The 16,862-nt window shown below is 43.5% G+C and carries 17 protein-coding genes; 8 read left to right on the top strand and 9 right to left on the bottom strand.

Annotated elements, in window-relative coordinates; translation table 11 throughout:
- Positions 1-74 precede the first annotated feature (74 nt).
- Both IEX80_RS18985 and IEX80_RS18980 read right to left on the bottom strand, forming a co-directional pair.
- A complete protein-coding gene (locus IEX80_RS18985) occupies positions 75-551 on the bottom strand; it encodes a hypothetical protein (protein WP_176626328.1) in 477 nt (158 codons plus the stop codon).
- Positions 552-555: 4 nt separating this feature from the next.
- Positions 556-1,518: a heme-binding domain-containing protein gene (locus IEX80_RS18980; protein ID WP_188833774.1), complete on the bottom strand. Its 963-nt coding sequence runs from the start codon at positions 1,516-1,518 to the stop codon at positions 556-558.
- A gap of 216 nt (positions 1,519-1,734) precedes the next feature.
- On the opposite strand from IEX80_RS18980, the gene IEX80_RS18975 reads away from it, so the two are divergent.
- The 3 genes from IEX80_RS18975 to IEX80_RS18965 all read left to right on the top strand — a co-directional run bounded on the left by IEX80_RS18975 (position 1,735) and on the right by IEX80_RS18965 (position 4,420).
- On the top strand, positions 1,735-2,805 hold the full coding sequence (locus IEX80_RS18975) for a serine hydrolase domain-containing protein (RefSeq protein WP_188833773.1): 1,071 nt from the start codon (positions 1,735-1,737) through the stop codon (positions 2,803-2,805).
- A gap of 13 nt (positions 2,806-2,818) precedes the next feature.
- The gene (locus IEX80_RS18970; protein WP_188833772.1) at positions 2,819-3,379 is read left to right on the top strand and encodes a helix-turn-helix domain-containing protein; all 561 of its coding nucleotides are present in this window, start codon (positions 2,819-2,821) and stop codon (positions 3,377-3,379) included.
- Between the two features lie 306 nt (positions 3,380-3,685).
- Positions 3,686-4,420 (top strand): heavy metal translocating P-type ATPase, encoded by a 735-nt coding sequence (locus IEX80_RS18965; protein ID WP_188833771.1) that lies wholly within the window; start codon positions 3,686-3,688, stop codon positions 4,418-4,420.
- A 192-nt stretch (positions 4,421-4,612) separates the two neighbouring features.
- Here IEX80_RS18965 and IEX80_RS18960 read toward each other — a convergent pair whose 3' ends face one another.
- Together IEX80_RS18960 and IEX80_RS18955 are read right to left on the bottom strand one after the other, a co-directional pair.
- Positions 4,613-4,843, bottom strand: coding sequence for a hypothetical protein (locus IEX80_RS18960; RefSeq protein WP_090532876.1), 231 nt, complete (start codon positions 4,841-4,843; stop codon positions 4,613-4,615).
- Positions 4,844-4,963: 120 nt separating this feature from the next.
- On the bottom strand, positions 4,964-5,329 hold the full coding sequence (locus tag IEX80_RS18955) for a response regulator (protein ID WP_188833770.1): 366 nt from the start codon (positions 5,327-5,329) through the stop codon (positions 4,964-4,966).
- 208 nt (positions 5,330-5,537) lie between these two features.
- Between IEX80_RS18955 and IEX80_RS18950 the strand changes: the two genes are divergently transcribed.
- A complete protein-coding gene (locus tag IEX80_RS18950; RefSeq protein ID WP_090532776.1) occupies positions 5,538-6,548 on the top strand; it encodes a LacI family DNA-binding transcriptional regulator in 1,011 nt (336 codons plus the stop codon).
- A 116-nt stretch (positions 6,549-6,664) separates the two neighbouring features.
- Here the strand turns inward: IEX80_RS18950 and IEX80_RS18945 are convergent, their stop codons facing one another.
- Positions 6,665-7,294 (bottom strand): NAD(P)H-dependent oxidoreductase, encoded by a 630-nt coding sequence (locus IEX80_RS18945; protein WP_090532874.1) that lies wholly within the window; start codon positions 7,292-7,294, stop codon positions 6,665-6,667.
- A gap of 163 nt (positions 7,295-7,457) precedes the next feature.
- Complete coding sequence (locus tag IEX80_RS18940; protein WP_229701677.1) at positions 7,458-9,359, bottom strand: 7TM diverse intracellular signaling domain-containing protein; 1,902 nt, start codon at positions 9,357-9,359, stop codon at positions 7,458-7,460.
- Positions 9,360-9,880: 521 nt separating this feature from the next.
- On the opposite strand from IEX80_RS18940, the gene modA reads away from it, so the two are divergent.
- The 3 genes from modA to IEX80_RS18925 are packed head-to-tail and all read left to right on the top strand — an operon-like array spanning position 9,881 to position 11,967.
- Positions 9,881-10,657, top strand: a complete 777-nt coding sequence (modA, locus tag IEX80_RS18935; RefSeq protein ID WP_188833769.1) for a molybdate ABC transporter substrate-binding protein — start codon at positions 9,881-9,883, stop codon at positions 10,655-10,657.
- Between the two features lie 15 nt (positions 10,658-10,672).
- On the top strand, positions 10,673-11,344 hold the full coding sequence (modB, locus tag IEX80_RS18930; protein ID WP_188833768.1) for a molybdate ABC transporter permease subunit: 672 nt from the start codon (positions 10,673-10,675) through the stop codon (positions 11,342-11,344).
- A complete protein-coding gene (locus tag IEX80_RS18925) occupies positions 11,341-11,967 on the top strand; it encodes an ATP-binding cassette domain-containing protein (RefSeq protein ID WP_188833767.1) in 627 nt (208 codons plus the stop codon). The genes modB and IEX80_RS18925 overlap by 4 nt, the downstream gene beginning before the upstream one ends.
- A 166-nt stretch (positions 11,968-12,133) precedes the next feature.
- On the opposite strand, the gene IEX80_RS18920 is transcribed toward IEX80_RS18925, so the two are convergent.
- The 3 genes from IEX80_RS18920 to IEX80_RS18910 all read right to left on the bottom strand — a co-directional run bounded on the left by IEX80_RS18920 (position 12,134) and on the right by IEX80_RS18910 (position 14,285).
- Entirely contained in the window at positions 12,134-12,766 is a 633-nt protein-coding gene (locus IEX80_RS18920; protein WP_129571791.1) for a hypothetical protein, read from the bottom strand.
- A 120-nt stretch (positions 12,767-12,886) separates the two neighbouring features.
- Complete coding sequence (locus tag IEX80_RS18915) at positions 12,887-13,165, bottom strand: NifU family protein (protein ID WP_090532767.1); 279 nt, start codon at positions 13,163-13,165, stop codon at positions 12,887-12,889.
- Between the two features lie 31 nt (positions 13,166-13,196).
- Positions 13,197-14,285, bottom strand: a complete 1,089-nt coding sequence (locus IEX80_RS18910) for an Mrp/NBP35 family ATP-binding protein (protein ID WP_090532765.1) — start codon at positions 14,283-14,285, stop codon at positions 13,197-13,199.
- A gap of 115 nt (positions 14,286-14,400) precedes the next feature.
- Between IEX80_RS18910 and IEX80_RS18905 the strand changes: the two genes are divergently transcribed.
- Positions 14,401-16,653 carry a transglycosylase domain-containing protein gene (locus IEX80_RS18905; protein ID WP_188833766.1) on the top strand — a complete coding sequence of 751 codons (2,253 nt, stop codon included), beginning with the start codon at positions 14,401-14,403 and terminating at the stop codon, positions 16,651-16,653.
- Positions 16,654-16,862: the final 209 nt, after the last annotated feature.

Raw genomic sequence — 16,862 nt, 5'->3', positions numbered from 1 at the left:
ACAGAAACACACCCCTCCACCCCTCTCAAGAGGGGAATCGCACGGCCCAAAACTATAAAAAGCTCATTCTATTGCTACGGCAAAACAGAAGGCTTTTGCCCAAGGATATATTTAATCCTTTCAGACTGGCCCGAAGTATCTGCTTTCAAGTCGAGAGACTTTCCATTAAGTTGTTGATAATTAACAGCTACGCTATTACCAGACGATGTAGTTTTAATCACTTCCACCGATTCAACATTTGATGGGATCTTCGCGCCAAACCAATGATCGTCATCCTGTTGCTTCCAGGTTACTAATGTAAATACTTCATTAGCGCCAACTGTTTTGTTTCCATCAATTGCCGATTTCAAAGCCAGGTCATTCCCGTAAAGTGTTGAGGCTGTACCTTTGGTCTTATTAACAAATGAGGTAATTACCTTGAGCCCATCGAGGTTATATTTCGGGGATGATGGCAGCGCGGCTTTGGTATTGTATAATTCAACCGGTTTGTTATCGGAGCAGGCCGCAAACATTAAGCTGCATACAGCAAATAAACTATATAATGCTTTCATGGGGTTAGTGTTTAATTGGTTGGGTAAATACAAAATCTTCGGCAGCCATCGGCTTGTGGCAATTCATACATTCTGTGGTAAACATGACATTTGAACCGCCATATGGCACCATTTTCGGGGTCTTAAACCTCGCCCAGCCCCAGCCATAGGTAGATGCATATTTTTTATCGTCTTTTATCATGTACTCCACCTGTTTAAACTCGCCGGTATGGGTGGTCCCGTCTTTATCCTGTAGTTGCGCCCAGGCCACTTTGGCAAATATGGCGCCGTTTGGCCATGGGTGGATCTTGTTTTCTTTGATCGCTTTCACGGCAATATCATTACCGAAGATTACACGAAGGGTGTTATTATCAAATCGTTCAGTTGTACTGATAGGCTGCCAGTTTTTATAATCGGGGATGTAAGAGATGCCGTTGGCCGCTGTCGGCAATTTGCTTACTGCTGTTTTGTTTTTTTGCCAATACTGATATTGCCTGTCGGCGGCATTGATAACCGCCGTATCGGCAGGCTTGCTGTGCACCATTGAAGCAAGATAGTTCTTCAAAACAGCAAGATCGGCTGCGGATACTTTTGCGCCGGTATGAACAGCGGTATAACCCGGCAAAGGCATTGCTCCGGCTATTATTTGATTTACCGACTCCCAGAGTTTGCCTTTCTGATCGGCCGGCGCGAGCTTATTCCATTCGGAAAAATTAAGGTCGGCCCTGCCCTGTTTGATATGGGACGCGACTCCCCAGTAAATGGGAACTATTTTATCATACCAGCGTAAATTGGTGTTGTTTGAATGGCAATCATAACAGGCACGTTGAATAATAGCCTTAACATCTGCCGGGGCTTCCAGGTCGCCCGTTACCGGCGGGTTAGGAACATCCGGGCGCACAAACTGGATGCACAAAAAGCCTGCAAATAAAATCAGGATGATAAGGAACGCTTTTCGTTGATACATGGGTTTTCTGTTGGTTTTCATAGCCATTCGGTTTGCAATGCAAAGAAAACTACTATCCTTTATAATAAATGTAACAATTAGTTGGGCGGGTGCAAATAATCGTTGAATAAGGAAAAAAGGAAGTTGAGACAACAAATCGCGCTGCTTTTGTGCTCGTCGCCATCAATATAATCAGCATGTATGAATAAACTTTAAATTAGCGTAGCAGTCAAACAAACGCATCAATCACCCTCAAAAATGGAAGCAAGATCTATCTTACTACTAATACTTATTTCCTTTAGCGCTATTAAAGTAAATGGGCAATACAATTTTACCAAAGTTGATAACTGGCTAAATGACCACGCATCCGAAATGGGTCGCCGGGTGGTGCTTATTGTTTATAAAGATGGCAAGGTAGTTTATAACCGCGCAGTTAATGATATGAACATGAGGCAAAAATTTGTTGGCCGCATGATAGCCCGCAAACAAGGCAAAAAGGCTGATCTGGATGACTATACGTCCACCTCAAAGGTGGCTATTGCCAGCTGCAGCAAATGGCTTAGTGCCGCTTTGGTGATGACCTTTGTTGATGAGGGAAAGCTAAAATTGAGCGATACAGTTGGCAAATATTTGCCTGTACTATCGCGACATGGCAAGGGGGGCATCACCATTGGTCAATGCCTGTCGCACCAAACCGGGATCAAGACGCCGCCATTAAAAGAAAGTTTAGAAGATATGCGCCAGGACAACTCGATGGATGATGCAATAGCCGATATAGCAGCCTTACCGATGGAAGGTACACCCGGCAAGGTTTTTCACTACAGCAATGCCGGCTTGCAAATTGCCGGGGCTATCATCGAAAAAATCAGCGGCAAAAACTTTGAAACCTTATTTGCCGAACGTATTGCCCGGCCGCTTAATATGCAGCATACTGATTTTGGAAATGCTAAAGTAGCCCTGCCCGCGGGCGGGGCTTACAGTATTCCCGAGGATTACCTGAACTTTTTGACCATGATCATGAACCGGGGCATTTTTAACGGAAAGCGTATCCTGAGCGAAAATAGTATAGCCCGGATGCAGGAAAACAGGATCACCGCTGACGTTAAGATCGCCTATTCACCTGCCGAGGCCGGAGGTTTAGGTTACGGTTACGGCGAGTGGGTGTTTGATGCCCATACCGTAAGCAGCCCGGGGTTGTTTGGGAGCTTTCCGTGGATAGACAAGGATAAAAAGTACGCCGCCTTTATGATGACTTTTTATATTAAAAACGATGGCAGGCAACAGCGTTATCGCGAACTGAAACAACTGGTGGATGAAGTAGTAAAATAGTAGTTTTGCAGCCATGAAGCTGTACATAAAAAACATGGTTTGCAGCCGCTGCAAAATAATGGTGAAAACCGAGCTGGAAAAAGCCGGGCTGCAGCCAGTTTCCGTTGATCTTGGTGAGGTAGAGATTAAAGAAGCCCCTACCCCGGGTCAACTTAAACGATTGGAGACATCGTTAAATGCCCTTGGTTTTGAACTTATCGACGATCAAAAGAGCCGTATTATTGAACAGATCAAAACCCTCATCATTGAGCATGTGCACTACGCCGAAACGCAATCGCCCTTAAAGCTTTCGGCGCTGCTTACTTCAAAACTTAATTATGATTATGGGTACCTGAGCAACCTGTTTTCGGCTGTAGAAGGCTCAACCATCGAAAAATACTACATAGCCCAGCGAATTGAAAAAGTGAAGGAACTCCTGATTTATAATGAACGTAGTCTTTCCGAAATCGCTTTTCAATTAGGCTATAGCAGCGTTGCCTACCTATCCAGCCAGTTTAAACAGATAACCGGGATGACGCCATCTGCCTTTAAAGCCCTTCAGGGCAGTAAACGCACAAACCTGGAAGATATTTAAAGCACGAATTTTATTCTGCAATGGTTCGTGTAACCCGATCAAATTGTGGCCGGCTTGCTGAGTGATTTAAATCCGGGGCCTCTGAAGGTTAGATGACAAAGAGCACCTGTCAGTCTGAGCCTGTCGAAGACTCGTGCGCAGAGGCCTGCCCGCCATACTTCGACGGGCTCAGTATGACACCCATTTTTTTTCGTTGTCATGGGTAGCTCTCGTGCTAACCTGTAAATCTTATAAATCATACCCATAATACCGTAATGCCTTCCCTGCCGGCTCATGGTAATTTTGTATCAGCAAATACAAATTATCATGACACATACCTATAATATCACCGGCATGACCTGCACCGGTTGCCTGGCTAAAGTGCAAGCCCTGTTACAGCAGGTTCCCAACATCGAAAAAGTTGAGATCTCATTAGCCGAAGGTACTGCCGACATCACGATGAAAAAGCACGTGCCGACTGCCGACCTTCAACAAGCTCTTGCTGCTTATCCTAAATACCAGCTTAGCGAAGCAGAGGTACATCATCACCATATGAGCACGAAAGATGCTGCTGAAAATCGCACCTGGCTGCAAACCTACAAGCCGATCCTGCTCATTTTTGGTTATATTTTAGCAGCAGCAATAATAGCCGGAAGCTATACAGGTGGCTTTAACATCATTACGGCAATGCGCGTTTTCATGAGCGGCTTTTTCCTGGTATTCTCCTTTTTTAAACTGCTGGATCTTGCGGGCTTTGCCGATAGCTATGCCATGTATGATGTGGTGGCCAAACGCTGGCGCGGATGGGGCTACGTGTATGTTTTTGTTGAACTGGGTTTAGGCCTTGCCTTTGCGCTTAACATTGCGCCGGTAACGGTTAACGCCATTATGGTTGGTGTAATGAGCATAAGCCTGATTGGTGTGCTGCAAAGTGTTTTCAGCAAAAGGCAGATCCGTTGTGCATGCCTCGGCGCGGTGTTTAATTTGCCCATGAGCACAGTAACCATTATTGAAGATGGACTGATGATTGCAATGGGGTTAATGATGCTGGGGTTAATGTAAGAGACCTTCAACAGGGTGTCATTTCGATTGAGCGGAAGAGGCATGAGCACCGGGGCGAAAGAGAAATCTTATACGCTGTGAAAGTTCGCTATAAAAGTTTGCAAGCAGGGTGTATAGGATTTCTCCTCTCTCCCATTACAATTCCCCGTCTGTTCGTCGAAATGACAACTTTAATAAGAAATTATTAAGCTCCTACATCCTAAACCGCAAGGCAACCGAGCGTCCCAAAGCCTGCGCAAATTCGGGGTCAATTACCGGGCCTTCACCTTTTTGTACCCATACACGGCGGGCGTCTTTTTGAAGGATTATTTTCTCGCCATTTAACAGGATCTCAAGTTCGCTGGTGGTTGGGGTAATTGGCGAGGTATTAATTTGATACACGTGGTCGGTATCGTTAAAAGTTATTCTTAGTGGCAATCCCATCTTTATCTTCTCTACGGTAAACATACGTATCCCATGTTACAAAAGCAACAACAGGCGGCGGGCAATAACAAATTTCTACATTAACAGGTTAATTTACAGATCATTATTTTGCACATTTAATCAGGCCGCCAGCTGCAACTGAACCTTATGGATCAGGCTGTTCATGCCAAACGGCTTGTGCAAAACATCATCCGGCGCTCCTTTTTGCGGTTCATGTGCTTCGGTTTCCTCATTTTCTGAACAAACAATTACACGAAGATTTTTAGTGGCCCGGTTCAATTTAATGAGCCGGCATAGCTCACGGCCGTCCATGCTTTTATTAACAATATCCAGGATCACAAGGTCAGGGTGGCATGCTTTTATAGTCCTGAAAAGTTCATGGGCATGGGTTGACGAGGCTACTTCGTAACCTTTACCAAGCAGGATGTAGGTCATTACCTCTATCATCAGCTCGCTATCATCAACTATCAAAATTCGTTTTGCCATAAACCAGGTCCTGCTTTTTGTACTTATGTCATGCAAACCGCATGCCACTGATTAACTTACAGTTAACCTCTTGTCGTCCAGGCAGGGAGCTATTCCCGATAGAGCTATCTTTTGTAATGATATTTTGACAATTATGGCCTTAATGTTTAAACACAATTGATCTGTTTTATTACATTTGGCCTATAGGAAATAGATTTAGCGAGCGAAAATGGACAATATCAATATCAAAAAACTGGCAAAGGAACTCAATATCTCCACATCAACCATCTCGAGGGCCTTTAATGGAAATACTGATATTAATAAAGACACCAAAGAGCGGATTTTAGCATACGCCAAACAACATAACTATTTGCCCAACCATTATGCCAGTAACCTCCGCGATAAAAAGACCAAAACCCTGGCTGTTATCGTTCCCGAAATAGCTAACGACTTTTTTTCGCAGGCAATCAACGGCATTGAAGAGGTTGCCCGTAAAAAAGGGTTCTACATTTTGCTTTACCGCACCGACGACGTTTTTGAAAAGGAAGTATCGTTTGTAAATTATCTTAACAATGGCAAAGCCGATGGCATTATCATGTCGGTATCCGGCGAAGCCAGCGACCACAACTATCTGCGCCAGCTGGAAAAAAAACATGTGCCTGTTGTTTTTTTCGACCGCGTTTATGAGGATATTGAGGCCGCCAAAGTAACTACTAACGACTATGACGCCAGTTTTGCAGCAACTGAACACCTTATTAAAACCGGGTGCAAAAAGATAGCTTACCTGGTGGTTAACAAAAGTATTTCGATAGGTAAAGTGCGGATGCAGGGTTATATGGATGCGCTGGCTAAGCACAAGATCGTGTTTGATGATACCCTGGTTATTGATTGCAGTAACGATGAAAAGGAAAATTATAAGATTTTGAAAAAGGCCTTACAGGTAATCAAGCCTGATGGTATTTTCAGTTCGGTTGAACGTTTGGCCTTTGCTACCTACTACGTTTGTAATGACCTTGGCATTTCGATACCTAACGATCTGAAAGTGATTAGCTTTTCAAGCCTCAGGGTAGCCCCGCTCCTTTCTCCCCCTCTTTCAACCATAACGCAACCCGCTTACGAAATGGGCGTAAAGGCAGCAACTTTATTATTCGATGTGCTCGAAAACAACGGCTCGGCTCCTAAAAAGCAACATGTGTTGAAATCAAAGCTGTTCATCAGGAAGTCGTCGTCGGGTTCATAGATCATGGTTGATGGTTTATAGCATGCAAGAAACAAAGCCATAGAAATAAAGTCTATTCCCTTGTTTCTTGCATGCTGCTATGAACTATGAACCATCATCTATGAGCCAATAAAACCTTACGCTTCAATAAAAAGCTCGCTTTGCGGCCTGCGTACTTTTAGCATTTTGCTGTAAGCGTCGTCTTCGGCACGGAAACCTACTGCGGCAATTACCGAGGTAGTTAAGCCTTTTTCTTTCAAGCCCAGGATCTCGTCGAATTTCGCAGCGTCAAAACCTTCCATTGGACCCGCGTCTACCCCAATTTCTGCCGCTTCAGCCAATAAAACCCCTAAAGCAATATAAGCCTGTTTGTGTGACCATTCAACTTTTTGCTCATCGGTACGGCTGGCCAGGGTGCCTAATACCATTTGCTCATAACCGGCAAGGCTTTCACGGGCAATGCTGCGGGTTGAAGCAACAAGGTCAATGAATTTTTTGCCAAAATCCTCATCAAGGTTAGTTAATGAAGCAAATACAAACAGAGCCGATGAATCGGTAATCTGCGGTTGGTCGTACCCAACGGCACGTAATTTCTTTCTTGTTTCTGCATCCTGCACAACAATCACCTTATATGATTGCAGGCCTAATGATGATGGTGCTAACTGAATGGCTGTTTTTAAAGCCTCTAACTGTTCTGCGCTTATTTTTTTGTTGGGATCGAATTTCTTAACGGCCGATCTCCATTGTAATTTTTCTACTAATGACATGATTATTTTAAAATGTTGAAACAAATATAGATGTTTAAACATATATGTTTAGCCACACAATTGTAAATAGATCATTACTCCCCCAATCAAGTGGAAATAGATGTCATGCCTGTAGCTTCCTTACATATAACTTTGGGTGATTTCGCCTGACTTTATCCTGCTGTTAAGCATTCGTGTCGATCACTAATTTACTCCACCCTTTATTTCCCGCGTTTTTGATCTCTTTTTTACGCTGCTCCATTACTTTTTTTATGCGCGAGCTGTAAGCCCAGCAAGTGCTTTGACGGATAGAAAGAATTTCGGAAAGTTTATGTGATGAGATCTTACCCTTGGTTGAATACATCAGGAAGATCATATAAAAAGCTTTATTGATAGGGATCCGGGTATTTTGCAGTATGGTATAAGCTATTACCGACTCCTCATAGCCACATTTTGAACACCGGCGGCTGTAAGGGAGGTGCCCGCTGCCGTAATGTGTATTGCTGCATTTGCGGCAGGCATAACTATGCTCCCATTTCAGATCAGACAGGAATTTGAAGCAGGTTTCCCTGTCGGGATAAATGCGGCTAAACTCTTCAAAGTCAACTTCGGTGAGCATTACCCTATCGTGTGTTACTTTTTCAATATCATTATGCAGGATAATGTTGTCTTTTTCGAGGAGTACATTCATGCGCGAGATCTCTTCGGCCTGTTGCTGCAGCAGCTCATTAACTGATTTTAGCTCCTCATTTTGTTCCGCTATCATTGATGACTTTTCAACCAGCTCGCGGGTGCGTTCCTGCACCTGGGCTTCAAGGCTGCGGTTCAGGGTATCTTTCAGCTCTTCGTTTTGCTTCATCTGGGCTATAATATCCTGCTGGGCAACGTCCTTTTCTTTTTTAAGGATCCGCACTTTATCCCCTATAGCAAAAGAGATGAACAGCATCTCCATAATAAAACAAATACTAAGGCTGTAGTAATCAAACTCGGTAACAGGCAGCCACCAGACATTTAGTGCTATACAGCTTTTAATAACAAAGCCGGTAAGTAAAAAAGTGTACCCAATAACAAAGAACCGCGCGGGTTTATACCCTTTTACCAGCACATAACAACCCGCATAAAAAGAAATGCACAGCGGCAAAAACTCGATGATCTTGTAGTTAAACCAGGCCAAATTAATGGTAATGCAAACCAGGAAATAAATGCACCTGAAAATGATCACCCACTTGATCACTTTATTTAAACGCGGGGCATTAACTTTTAAATTGAGCAGGCTTTGAGCAAAAAGGATGGCAAAAATACTGGCCGAGAACAGGGCGATACCATACGCATAATTGTTCCAGCCGGGATAGTTTGGCCAGATGTACTGGTAAGCTATGCCATCGGCACACATTTCATAAAGGCCAATACTTAAGTTATATATGATGTAATACAGGTATTGCACCTGGCGCATGGCTATGAACATCATGAAATTGTACAGGCCAAAAACCAGGATCATGCCGTAAAAAACACCAAAGAAAAAATATTCATCGAGCGCGTAGCCAATAAAGCGGCTTACGGTGCGCAACACCATGATCACGTTAACCGAATGCCCCGAACGGATGCGGATATAATAAACATCATCGGGCCCCTGGCTGCTGTTGATATTAAAGCTAAAGTTTTTGTGTTTGTAAAAGCGCGCGGCAAAAGGGCGGCTACTGCCAAGCGACGTTGCCCGGTAAGTATTTTTAACGGGCGAATAAACCGTAATACTGTCGATAGTTTGATCAAAAAACTCCAGGATCCAGTTGTTGCTGCTGGCATTGGCCTTGCCAATTTTTATGCGGTACCAGTAAGCCGAATTGTTGTGATGGGTAACCGGGGTAGGTTCCAGGTTAACTGCGAATTTGCCTGCTAAGTAAGCGTCGCGAATATCATCGAGGCTGAGTTTTCCGGTTGTATCCTCAAAATATACTATCTGCTTATATTCAAAAATGTGCTGGTTTACTTTGTCGTTTATTTGAACCGTGGTTTGAGCTATGCCTGTTGAAAAGCATAAGCAAAACATTATAATACCGATAAAAAATCTCAGTAAAAGTTTAAACATAGGCTTGGGAAATGGATGTATTCCGCACCTGTAATGGTGGTTTCACTACAGGCGCGAAAAAAATGGTTGTTTGGTTAGCGTCAGGCCGGATACAATTATAATATTTTTATTTTTCTATTCCTATTAAAAGTACATTAAACAGTGATTTAAAATGTTAATTTTTAGCCATTTGTTGTTAATATCCGGGAATTACTATATATAAATAGTCACAGGCCCATTTACTAAAGTGTCCGAAGCGGTTTTTCCATCTATTTCATATTAAAAGGCTACGCCTAAAAAACAACGCTGGCATTTCTCATCAGGCGTATTTTTAAAGCCGGCGCACGCGGCGCCCGACCGTTTTATCATTGTTAAAATTTGATTTATCAGATAACTTAACATGACTAATATATGAACCGCTATTGGTTATAACAAGCGTATATTTGTAGTGTTAGGCATCAAAACATCGCTTTTCAAAAATCACGATGTGCTTCATTACCAAAACGAAAACTGTTGCCTGCAAGCTAAAAACTATAAAACCGATGCAAAGCGAACATTACAATACCGGGCTAAAAAAAAGCATTCTTTTTTTATTCGCCCTGCTATTTACAGCAAGCTTAACCGTAAACGCCCAAAATATCCGGGTTGCGGCAGCTGCTAACCTGCAGCCGGTAATGGAGGTTTTACAAAAAGATTTTAAACAAAAAACAGGAATTACTATTGATGTAGTTATAGGCTCATCGGGTAAGCTGGTAGCTCAGATCAGTAATGGAGCTCCGTTTGATGTGTTTTTATCGGCAGATATGGCCTTTCCCGAAACACTGTTTAAAAATGGTTTTGCAAAAGAAAAACCGGTAGTGTACGCCTCGGGCAGCCTGATCATCTGCAGTACGCAAAACATTGGCTTTGAAAACTGGGAACGCCTGCTGCTTTCGGCAAGGATAAAAAAAATCGCCATAGCAAATCCGGCTATAGCGCCTTATGGTAAAGCCGCCGAGCAATCGCTCAGGGATAAGGGGATTTTGGATGATGCCAAATCGAAGGCCGTTTATGGAGAAAGCATATCGCAGGTAAATACTTACATTACCACAGGCGTGGCCGATATCGGTTTCACTACCCAATCGCTGGTAAAGGAACTGGGAGATAAAACACCTCTGTTTTATACGGTCGTCGATCCCAAAACCTACGACCCCATACTTCAGGGCATCGTGATCCTGAAACACGGAGCGACTAATCCTGCGGCCGGAAAATTTTACGGGTACATTTTAAGCCCGGCCGCTAAAAGTATTTTTAAAGCCTATGGTTATAGGGTGCAATAATTTGTATTTTTATCGATGGACCTATCGCCCATATGGCTCACATTAAAATTAGCAGGCATCGCCACGCTTTTGCTACTGCTTATCGGGCTGCCATTTGCCTGGTGGCTTTCAAGGGGAAAATCGTTTATCAAGATCATTTTCGAAGCAATTATTACTATGCCTTTGGTGTTGCCGCCATCGGTACTGGGCTTTTATCTGCTGCTGGCTTTTAGTCCGCAGCATGGTTTAGGGAAATGGCTGCATGATACTTTTGATGTACAACTGGTTTTTTCCTTTCCGGGCTTGGTCTTGGCTTCGGTAATTTATAGTATGCCTTTTATGGTGGGTCCTGTAAAATCCGCTCTGCAGCAATTGCCGGTTTCATTAGCCGAAGCGTCATACACATTGGGTAAAACCGAATGGCAAACGTTCAGGTATGTACTGCTGCCCAACATCAAACCATCATTATTAACCTCCGCGGTTTTAACCTTTGCCCATACGCTGGGTGAGTTTGGTGTTGTACTGATGATTGGCGGCAATATCCCCGGTGTTACCCGTGTAGCTTCTATTGCGGTATATGATTCGGTAGAGAAGATGGACTATGCCTCGGCCAATAACTATTCGCTTATTTTATTTTCCATCACTTTTGTGTTGGTGATAGCTGTTTTTATGTTCAATAAATACCAGGCGAAAGGCCCCATAGCATGATCAGTATAGATATTGAAATAAAACTGAAAGCCCATCATGGCGGGCAATTGCTGAAGATAAAACGGCAGTTTGTTTCCGGGAGCGTTACCAAAATTTGGGGGCCTTCGGGTTCAGGAAAAACTACATTGCTTAAAATGATAGCCGGTCTGTCAGCGCCCCGAAAAGGAAAGATCGTAGCGGACGGAATTACCTGGTTTGATGATGAACAACCGATCAATTTATCGCCGCAAAAAAGGCATATCGGCTTCGTATTTCAAAACTATGCCCTGTTTCCAAACATGACGGTGCAGCAACACCTGGAGTATGCCAGCAATGATACCGGCTGGATAAAACGCCTGCTGCAATTGGGACAACTGGATAATTTTACCACTCACAAGCCCGATCACTTATCCGGCGGGCAACAACAGCGGCTGGCCATTTTGAGGGCATTGGCTACCAAACCCAAACTGCTTTTAATGGATGAACCGTTTTCGGCATTGGATAGTAAAATGAAAACTACACTGATTGCTGAACTTAAGCTTTTACTTAAGCAATTAGGGGTTACTACTATTGTAGTAAGTCATAATTTGCAGGAGTTGGAAATGTTTGAAGGCGAGGTGATGGATTTTGATGATGAGGTTTAAATCTCTTATAAATATTTTTCGACTTGCGCTCGTTTTTAACGAGTACTTAATGTGGTTTGGCGTTTGCAATGCCATTTCCGGCGCTTACTTTACAAACGTAAGCCCATTTTAAGCACTCATCACAGATAAGCGCAAGTTGTAGGATTAACAACCAAAATCTTAATGATTATTTACTACTACTCTTATCCCCATCAGATATCGACTTGATGAGGCTACCCCATGCCAGCGGATTTAATAGTGGATTGGGTGTAAGCGAGTGCGAATTCAGTATGCTGGTGTGCATGGCCTGCGCATTGGCCGATTGTATTTCCTGGGCATCGCGGGGCAAAGTATTGTACAGGGCCGATAGGGTTGCCTTGCTGATATTTTTGCGGGCAATCTCCAAATCGTCATCAGCAAGTTTTATAGCCAGGAAATCTTTTTTAAACTCATCGGTCGTGGCCCATGGAAACACGTGAAATGTGGGCAGGTTGATGATCTGCGCTTTCAGGGATACCTGGGTAGTATAACTTTCATTTGGCAGATTGGACGGGATAACCACAGTAACCGGGGCATAGCCAACGCATGTAAATCGGAGGGTATCGCGCTCATGTACTACAAATGAAAAGTATCCCTTATAGTTTGATACGTTAATAATATTATGTGCCGAAGTATTGGTAATGGTTACATAAGGGATAGTGATCTTTACGCTATCGGCATTATGTGTAATACCGGTAAACTGCACAACGGGGCGGTCTTTGCTTTGTGCAAAAGCGCCCATTGAAACAAATAACAGCAGTAAACCAAATAAATATTTCATAAAACCATTAACTACTTAGCTCAACATATATTACGCTGCGAGCGCCAAAATAGTTTTTAAACTTCATCAAAAATAAGTCATATCCCCCAATTGAACCGGGGATTTAACAAATCTTAACAACTACCTTAAATTTTCGGGAAGCACGGCATTGGGGTCATCAATGTCCGTTAGGTTTATGGCCTCAATGGCGGTAATTTCGGGCACAGCTTTTTTAATAGCCTGCTCAATACCTGCTTTAAGGGTCATGATACTCATTGGGCATGATCCGCATGAACCCAACAGCTTTAATTTAACAACATTTTCAGGAGTTATCTCCTCAACAGAAACATTCCCCCCATCAGCCTCCAAATACGGACGGATAGTATCTAAAGCTGCTTCAACCTGATTTAATAAACTCATTTTTATTAATTTATAACGTTATGTAAAGTTATTAATTATTTACAATATTTTCTGCACTCAATGCTTTGGCATTTGATATGGCCACCTGCTGGGCAACACGCTCGGCCATTTTCACAAAAGCAGCGGTCATCGGACCATCTTCTTCAAGCACTGTCGGCTTGCCTGCATCACCCGAATCACTGATGCCTTTAATCAGCGGGATTTCGCCCAGGAACGGAACATCAAGCTGTGCCGCCAGTTTTTGTCCACCGCCTTTACCAAATATGTAATACTTGTTTTCGGGCAGTTCGGCAGGTGTAAAGTACGACATGTTTTCAACCACCCCCAGTATAGGCACATTAATAGCCGGCATCATAAACATACCAATACCTTTTTTAGCATCGGCAAGGGCCACGTTTTGCGGCGTGGTAACAATTACAGCGCCCGTTACCGGGAAGCTTTGCGTTACCGTGATGTGAATATCGCCTGTACCCGGCGGCAGATCGATCACCAGGTAATCCAGCTCGCCCCAGTCGGCATCATTGAACAGTTGTTTTACAGCGGTAGATACCATCGGTCCGCGCCATGGCACCGGCTGATTAGGATCGGTAAAGAAACCTATCGACAGTAATTTGATCCCGTATTTTTCAATCGGTTCAATTCGGGTTTTGCCATCAACCTGGCTGGCCATTGGGCGGGCACCCTCCAGGCCAAACATAATGGGCACCGAAGGACCGTAAATATCAGCATCGATCATTCCCACCTTTGCGCCCGATTTTGCCAGGCCCAAAGCAAGGTTTGCCGCTACAGTTGATTTACCAACCCCGCCTTTGCCCGAAGCTACGGCAATAATATTTTTTACGCCCGGAACCCCGGTATTTTTTTGAGTAGTTACACGCGAGGTCATGTTGATATTGATAACGGCCTCTTTGCTTACAAAATGTAGGATAGCATTACGGCAGGCATTCTCAATCATGGCTTTAAGCGGGCAGGCCGGCGTAGTCAGGATCACCGAGAAGCTAACGTTGTTGCCATCAATATGAATATCCTGGATCATGTTGAGCGTTACCAGGTCTTTTTTTAGATCCGGCTCTTCAACATTGCCCAGGGCCTGTAAAACTTGTTCTTTAGTAATTGTCATAATATGAGGCAAATTTATGAAAACAGGTGGTTGATTAAGTTTATCAGGAAACAATTTGCAAAAACAACCGTTTGCAGGGGATAAGATTTAGTTTAGTTTTGGATAAAATTAACAAATGAAGCGCCTTAATCCTAAATATATACGCATAGCCGCATACATTCTCGTTCCCTTAATTCTTATTCTGCTTATCGGCGGATATGTTGCCTACTCAAAACGTGGAGCCCTGCTCGAAAAAGCCATTGACAAAGCTAAATTAAAAGCAAAGAGGGATTATAATTTAGATGTAAAAATAGGATCGGCAAAGTTTACGGGCCTTAGCACCGTTTCATTCTCGGATATCAGCATCGTACCGGATGGCCGCGATAGTTTGCTGAACATCAAAAATTTTGTGGTAAGTGTACGGATAATGCCGCTGGTGCTTGGTGAGGTAAAACTATCAGATGTGGTATTGCAGGATGGCTTCATTAGCCTTGTTAATAAAAACGGGGTCAAGAATTTCGATTTTCTTTTCAAAAAGAAAAAGGACTCAACAGCCACCGATACCAAAGCCGATTTGAGCCATCTTGCCGATAACCTGATCAACCAGTTGCTTTATAAGATTCCGGATAACTTATCGCTCCATAATTTCAGGATCAGTTTTAAGAGCGACAGCGATCAACTTAAACTTTTAGCGCAAACAGCCCTAATCAAAGACGGGCAGCTGAGCTCAACCATAAAAGTTAATGACGGGGAAGCCACCTGGCATTTCGCCGGCAAAATGCATCCGTCCGATAAGGATATCGACGTAATGCTTTATGCCGATGGCAAAAAAGTAGAGCTGCCTATCATCGAAAAGAAATTTAACCTGAAGCTTAATTTTGATACGCTGCAAACCAAACTTACAGAGGAGGATCACAGTAGCGGGGAAACCAGGATCTCGGGTTCATGGTCGGTTAAAAACCTGCTTATCCGTCATCCGGGCATTTCGTCTACTGATATTGTGTTGCCCGCAGCAGCAATTGATGCTGATGTTAAAGTAGGCACTAATTATATATCTATTGATAGTACTTCGCTTATCCATATTAAAAAATTAACGGCGCACCCATACGTTAAGTACACACTTAACCCGGTAAAAATTTATGAGCTGAAGCTCAATACCGGCTGGCTTAATGCGGCTGATATTTTCGATTCGTTTCCTACGGGGATGTTTGACGCCCTTGACGGCATCCAGGTTGCCGGCAAGCTGAATTATCACATGAATTTTTACATGGATTCATCAAAGCCCGACGATTTGATATTTGACTCGGGCATGGATAAAGATAACTTCCGGATCCTGAAGTTTGGACGTACCGATTTAACCAAGCTTAACAGCCCCTTTGTATATACACCATATGAAAAGGGCAAACCAATGGCACCGCACCTGATAGGCCCCGAAAACCCGGAGTTTACGCCGCTGCAGCAAATTTCGCCCAATTTGAGAAACGCGGTAATGACGGCCGAAGATCCATCTTTTTACACCAACCATGGCTTTGTGATGGAAGCCATCCGCAAATCAATAGCTACCGATTTTAAAACAAAGAAATACAAACGCGGCGGCAGCGGTATATCACAGCAGCTGGTTAAAAACGCCTACCTGAGCCGGGAGAAAACCCTGTCGCGCAAAATAGAGGAGATCCTGATTGTATGGCTTATTGAAAATAACCGCATCATGACCAAAGACAGGATGCTGGAAGTTTACTTTAACATCATTGAATGGGGCCGTAACATTTACGGTATTGGTGAGGCCTCGCATTATTACTTTGGCAAATCGCCGTCTGAGCTTAGTTTGGGAGAAAGCATTTACCTGGCCAGCATTGTCCCCTATCCTAAAGGCGGTTTATACGCCTTTCAGCCTGATGGCACCTTACGACCGGGACTACATGGCTACTTTAACCTGATTGGTAAACTGATGGCTATGAAGGGTTATACCGCCCGGGATACCAATGCTTACGGATTTTACGAAGTGCGGTTAAGGGAAGGCCTGCGCCGTCAGATTGCCCCTGTTGATACTGCTACTGCCGATAGCCTTATGAAACAAGGCGGAGCAGATGACGATGGTATTTTACCAGTTGTTGAAGAGCCTGTAAAAAGGCCTAACTTTTTCCAGCGCCTTTTTGGTAAAAAAGATACCACCGAAGAAAAAGCCGAGGAAAAATTGAAACAAAAAGAACAAACAATAAAGGAGCAGCTCAAAGCCCAGATAGAAGCACTGAAAGCCGAATATAAACTCAAGATTGAAGCTGTTGATACCACCGGCGGCCGGACACGAAAAGAAGTACGGCAGGAAAAACGGCGGCTGAAGGACGAAGAACGGGAAAAGGAAAAAGAATTGAAAGATAAGATGCCATAAGTGAGCGTAAACGAGACGCAAGTCTCGTACGGCTGGCATGAGAGATGATGACTTGTGCTTTTTGGAAAAGTTAAAATTAATATGATACCTCAACCAGCAACGGTACAGTCCTAAAAGGTTTGCAGACTAATTCATATCTAAATATATCCGCGCATATATAGTCTGAGGCTACCCTTCCCTCTCTTTTTTACTTAAAATTAATTGCGAAG

The sequence above is a fragment of the Mucilaginibacter rubeus genome (genome assembly GCF_014643835.1).
In the GTDB taxonomy this organism is placed as follows: domain Bacteria; phylum Bacteroidota; class Bacteroidia; order Sphingobacteriales; family Sphingobacteriaceae; genus Mucilaginibacter; species Mucilaginibacter rubeus.
Note: the sequence above shows the minus strand (reverse complement) of the source record. Positions and strands in the feature narration are given on the sequence as shown.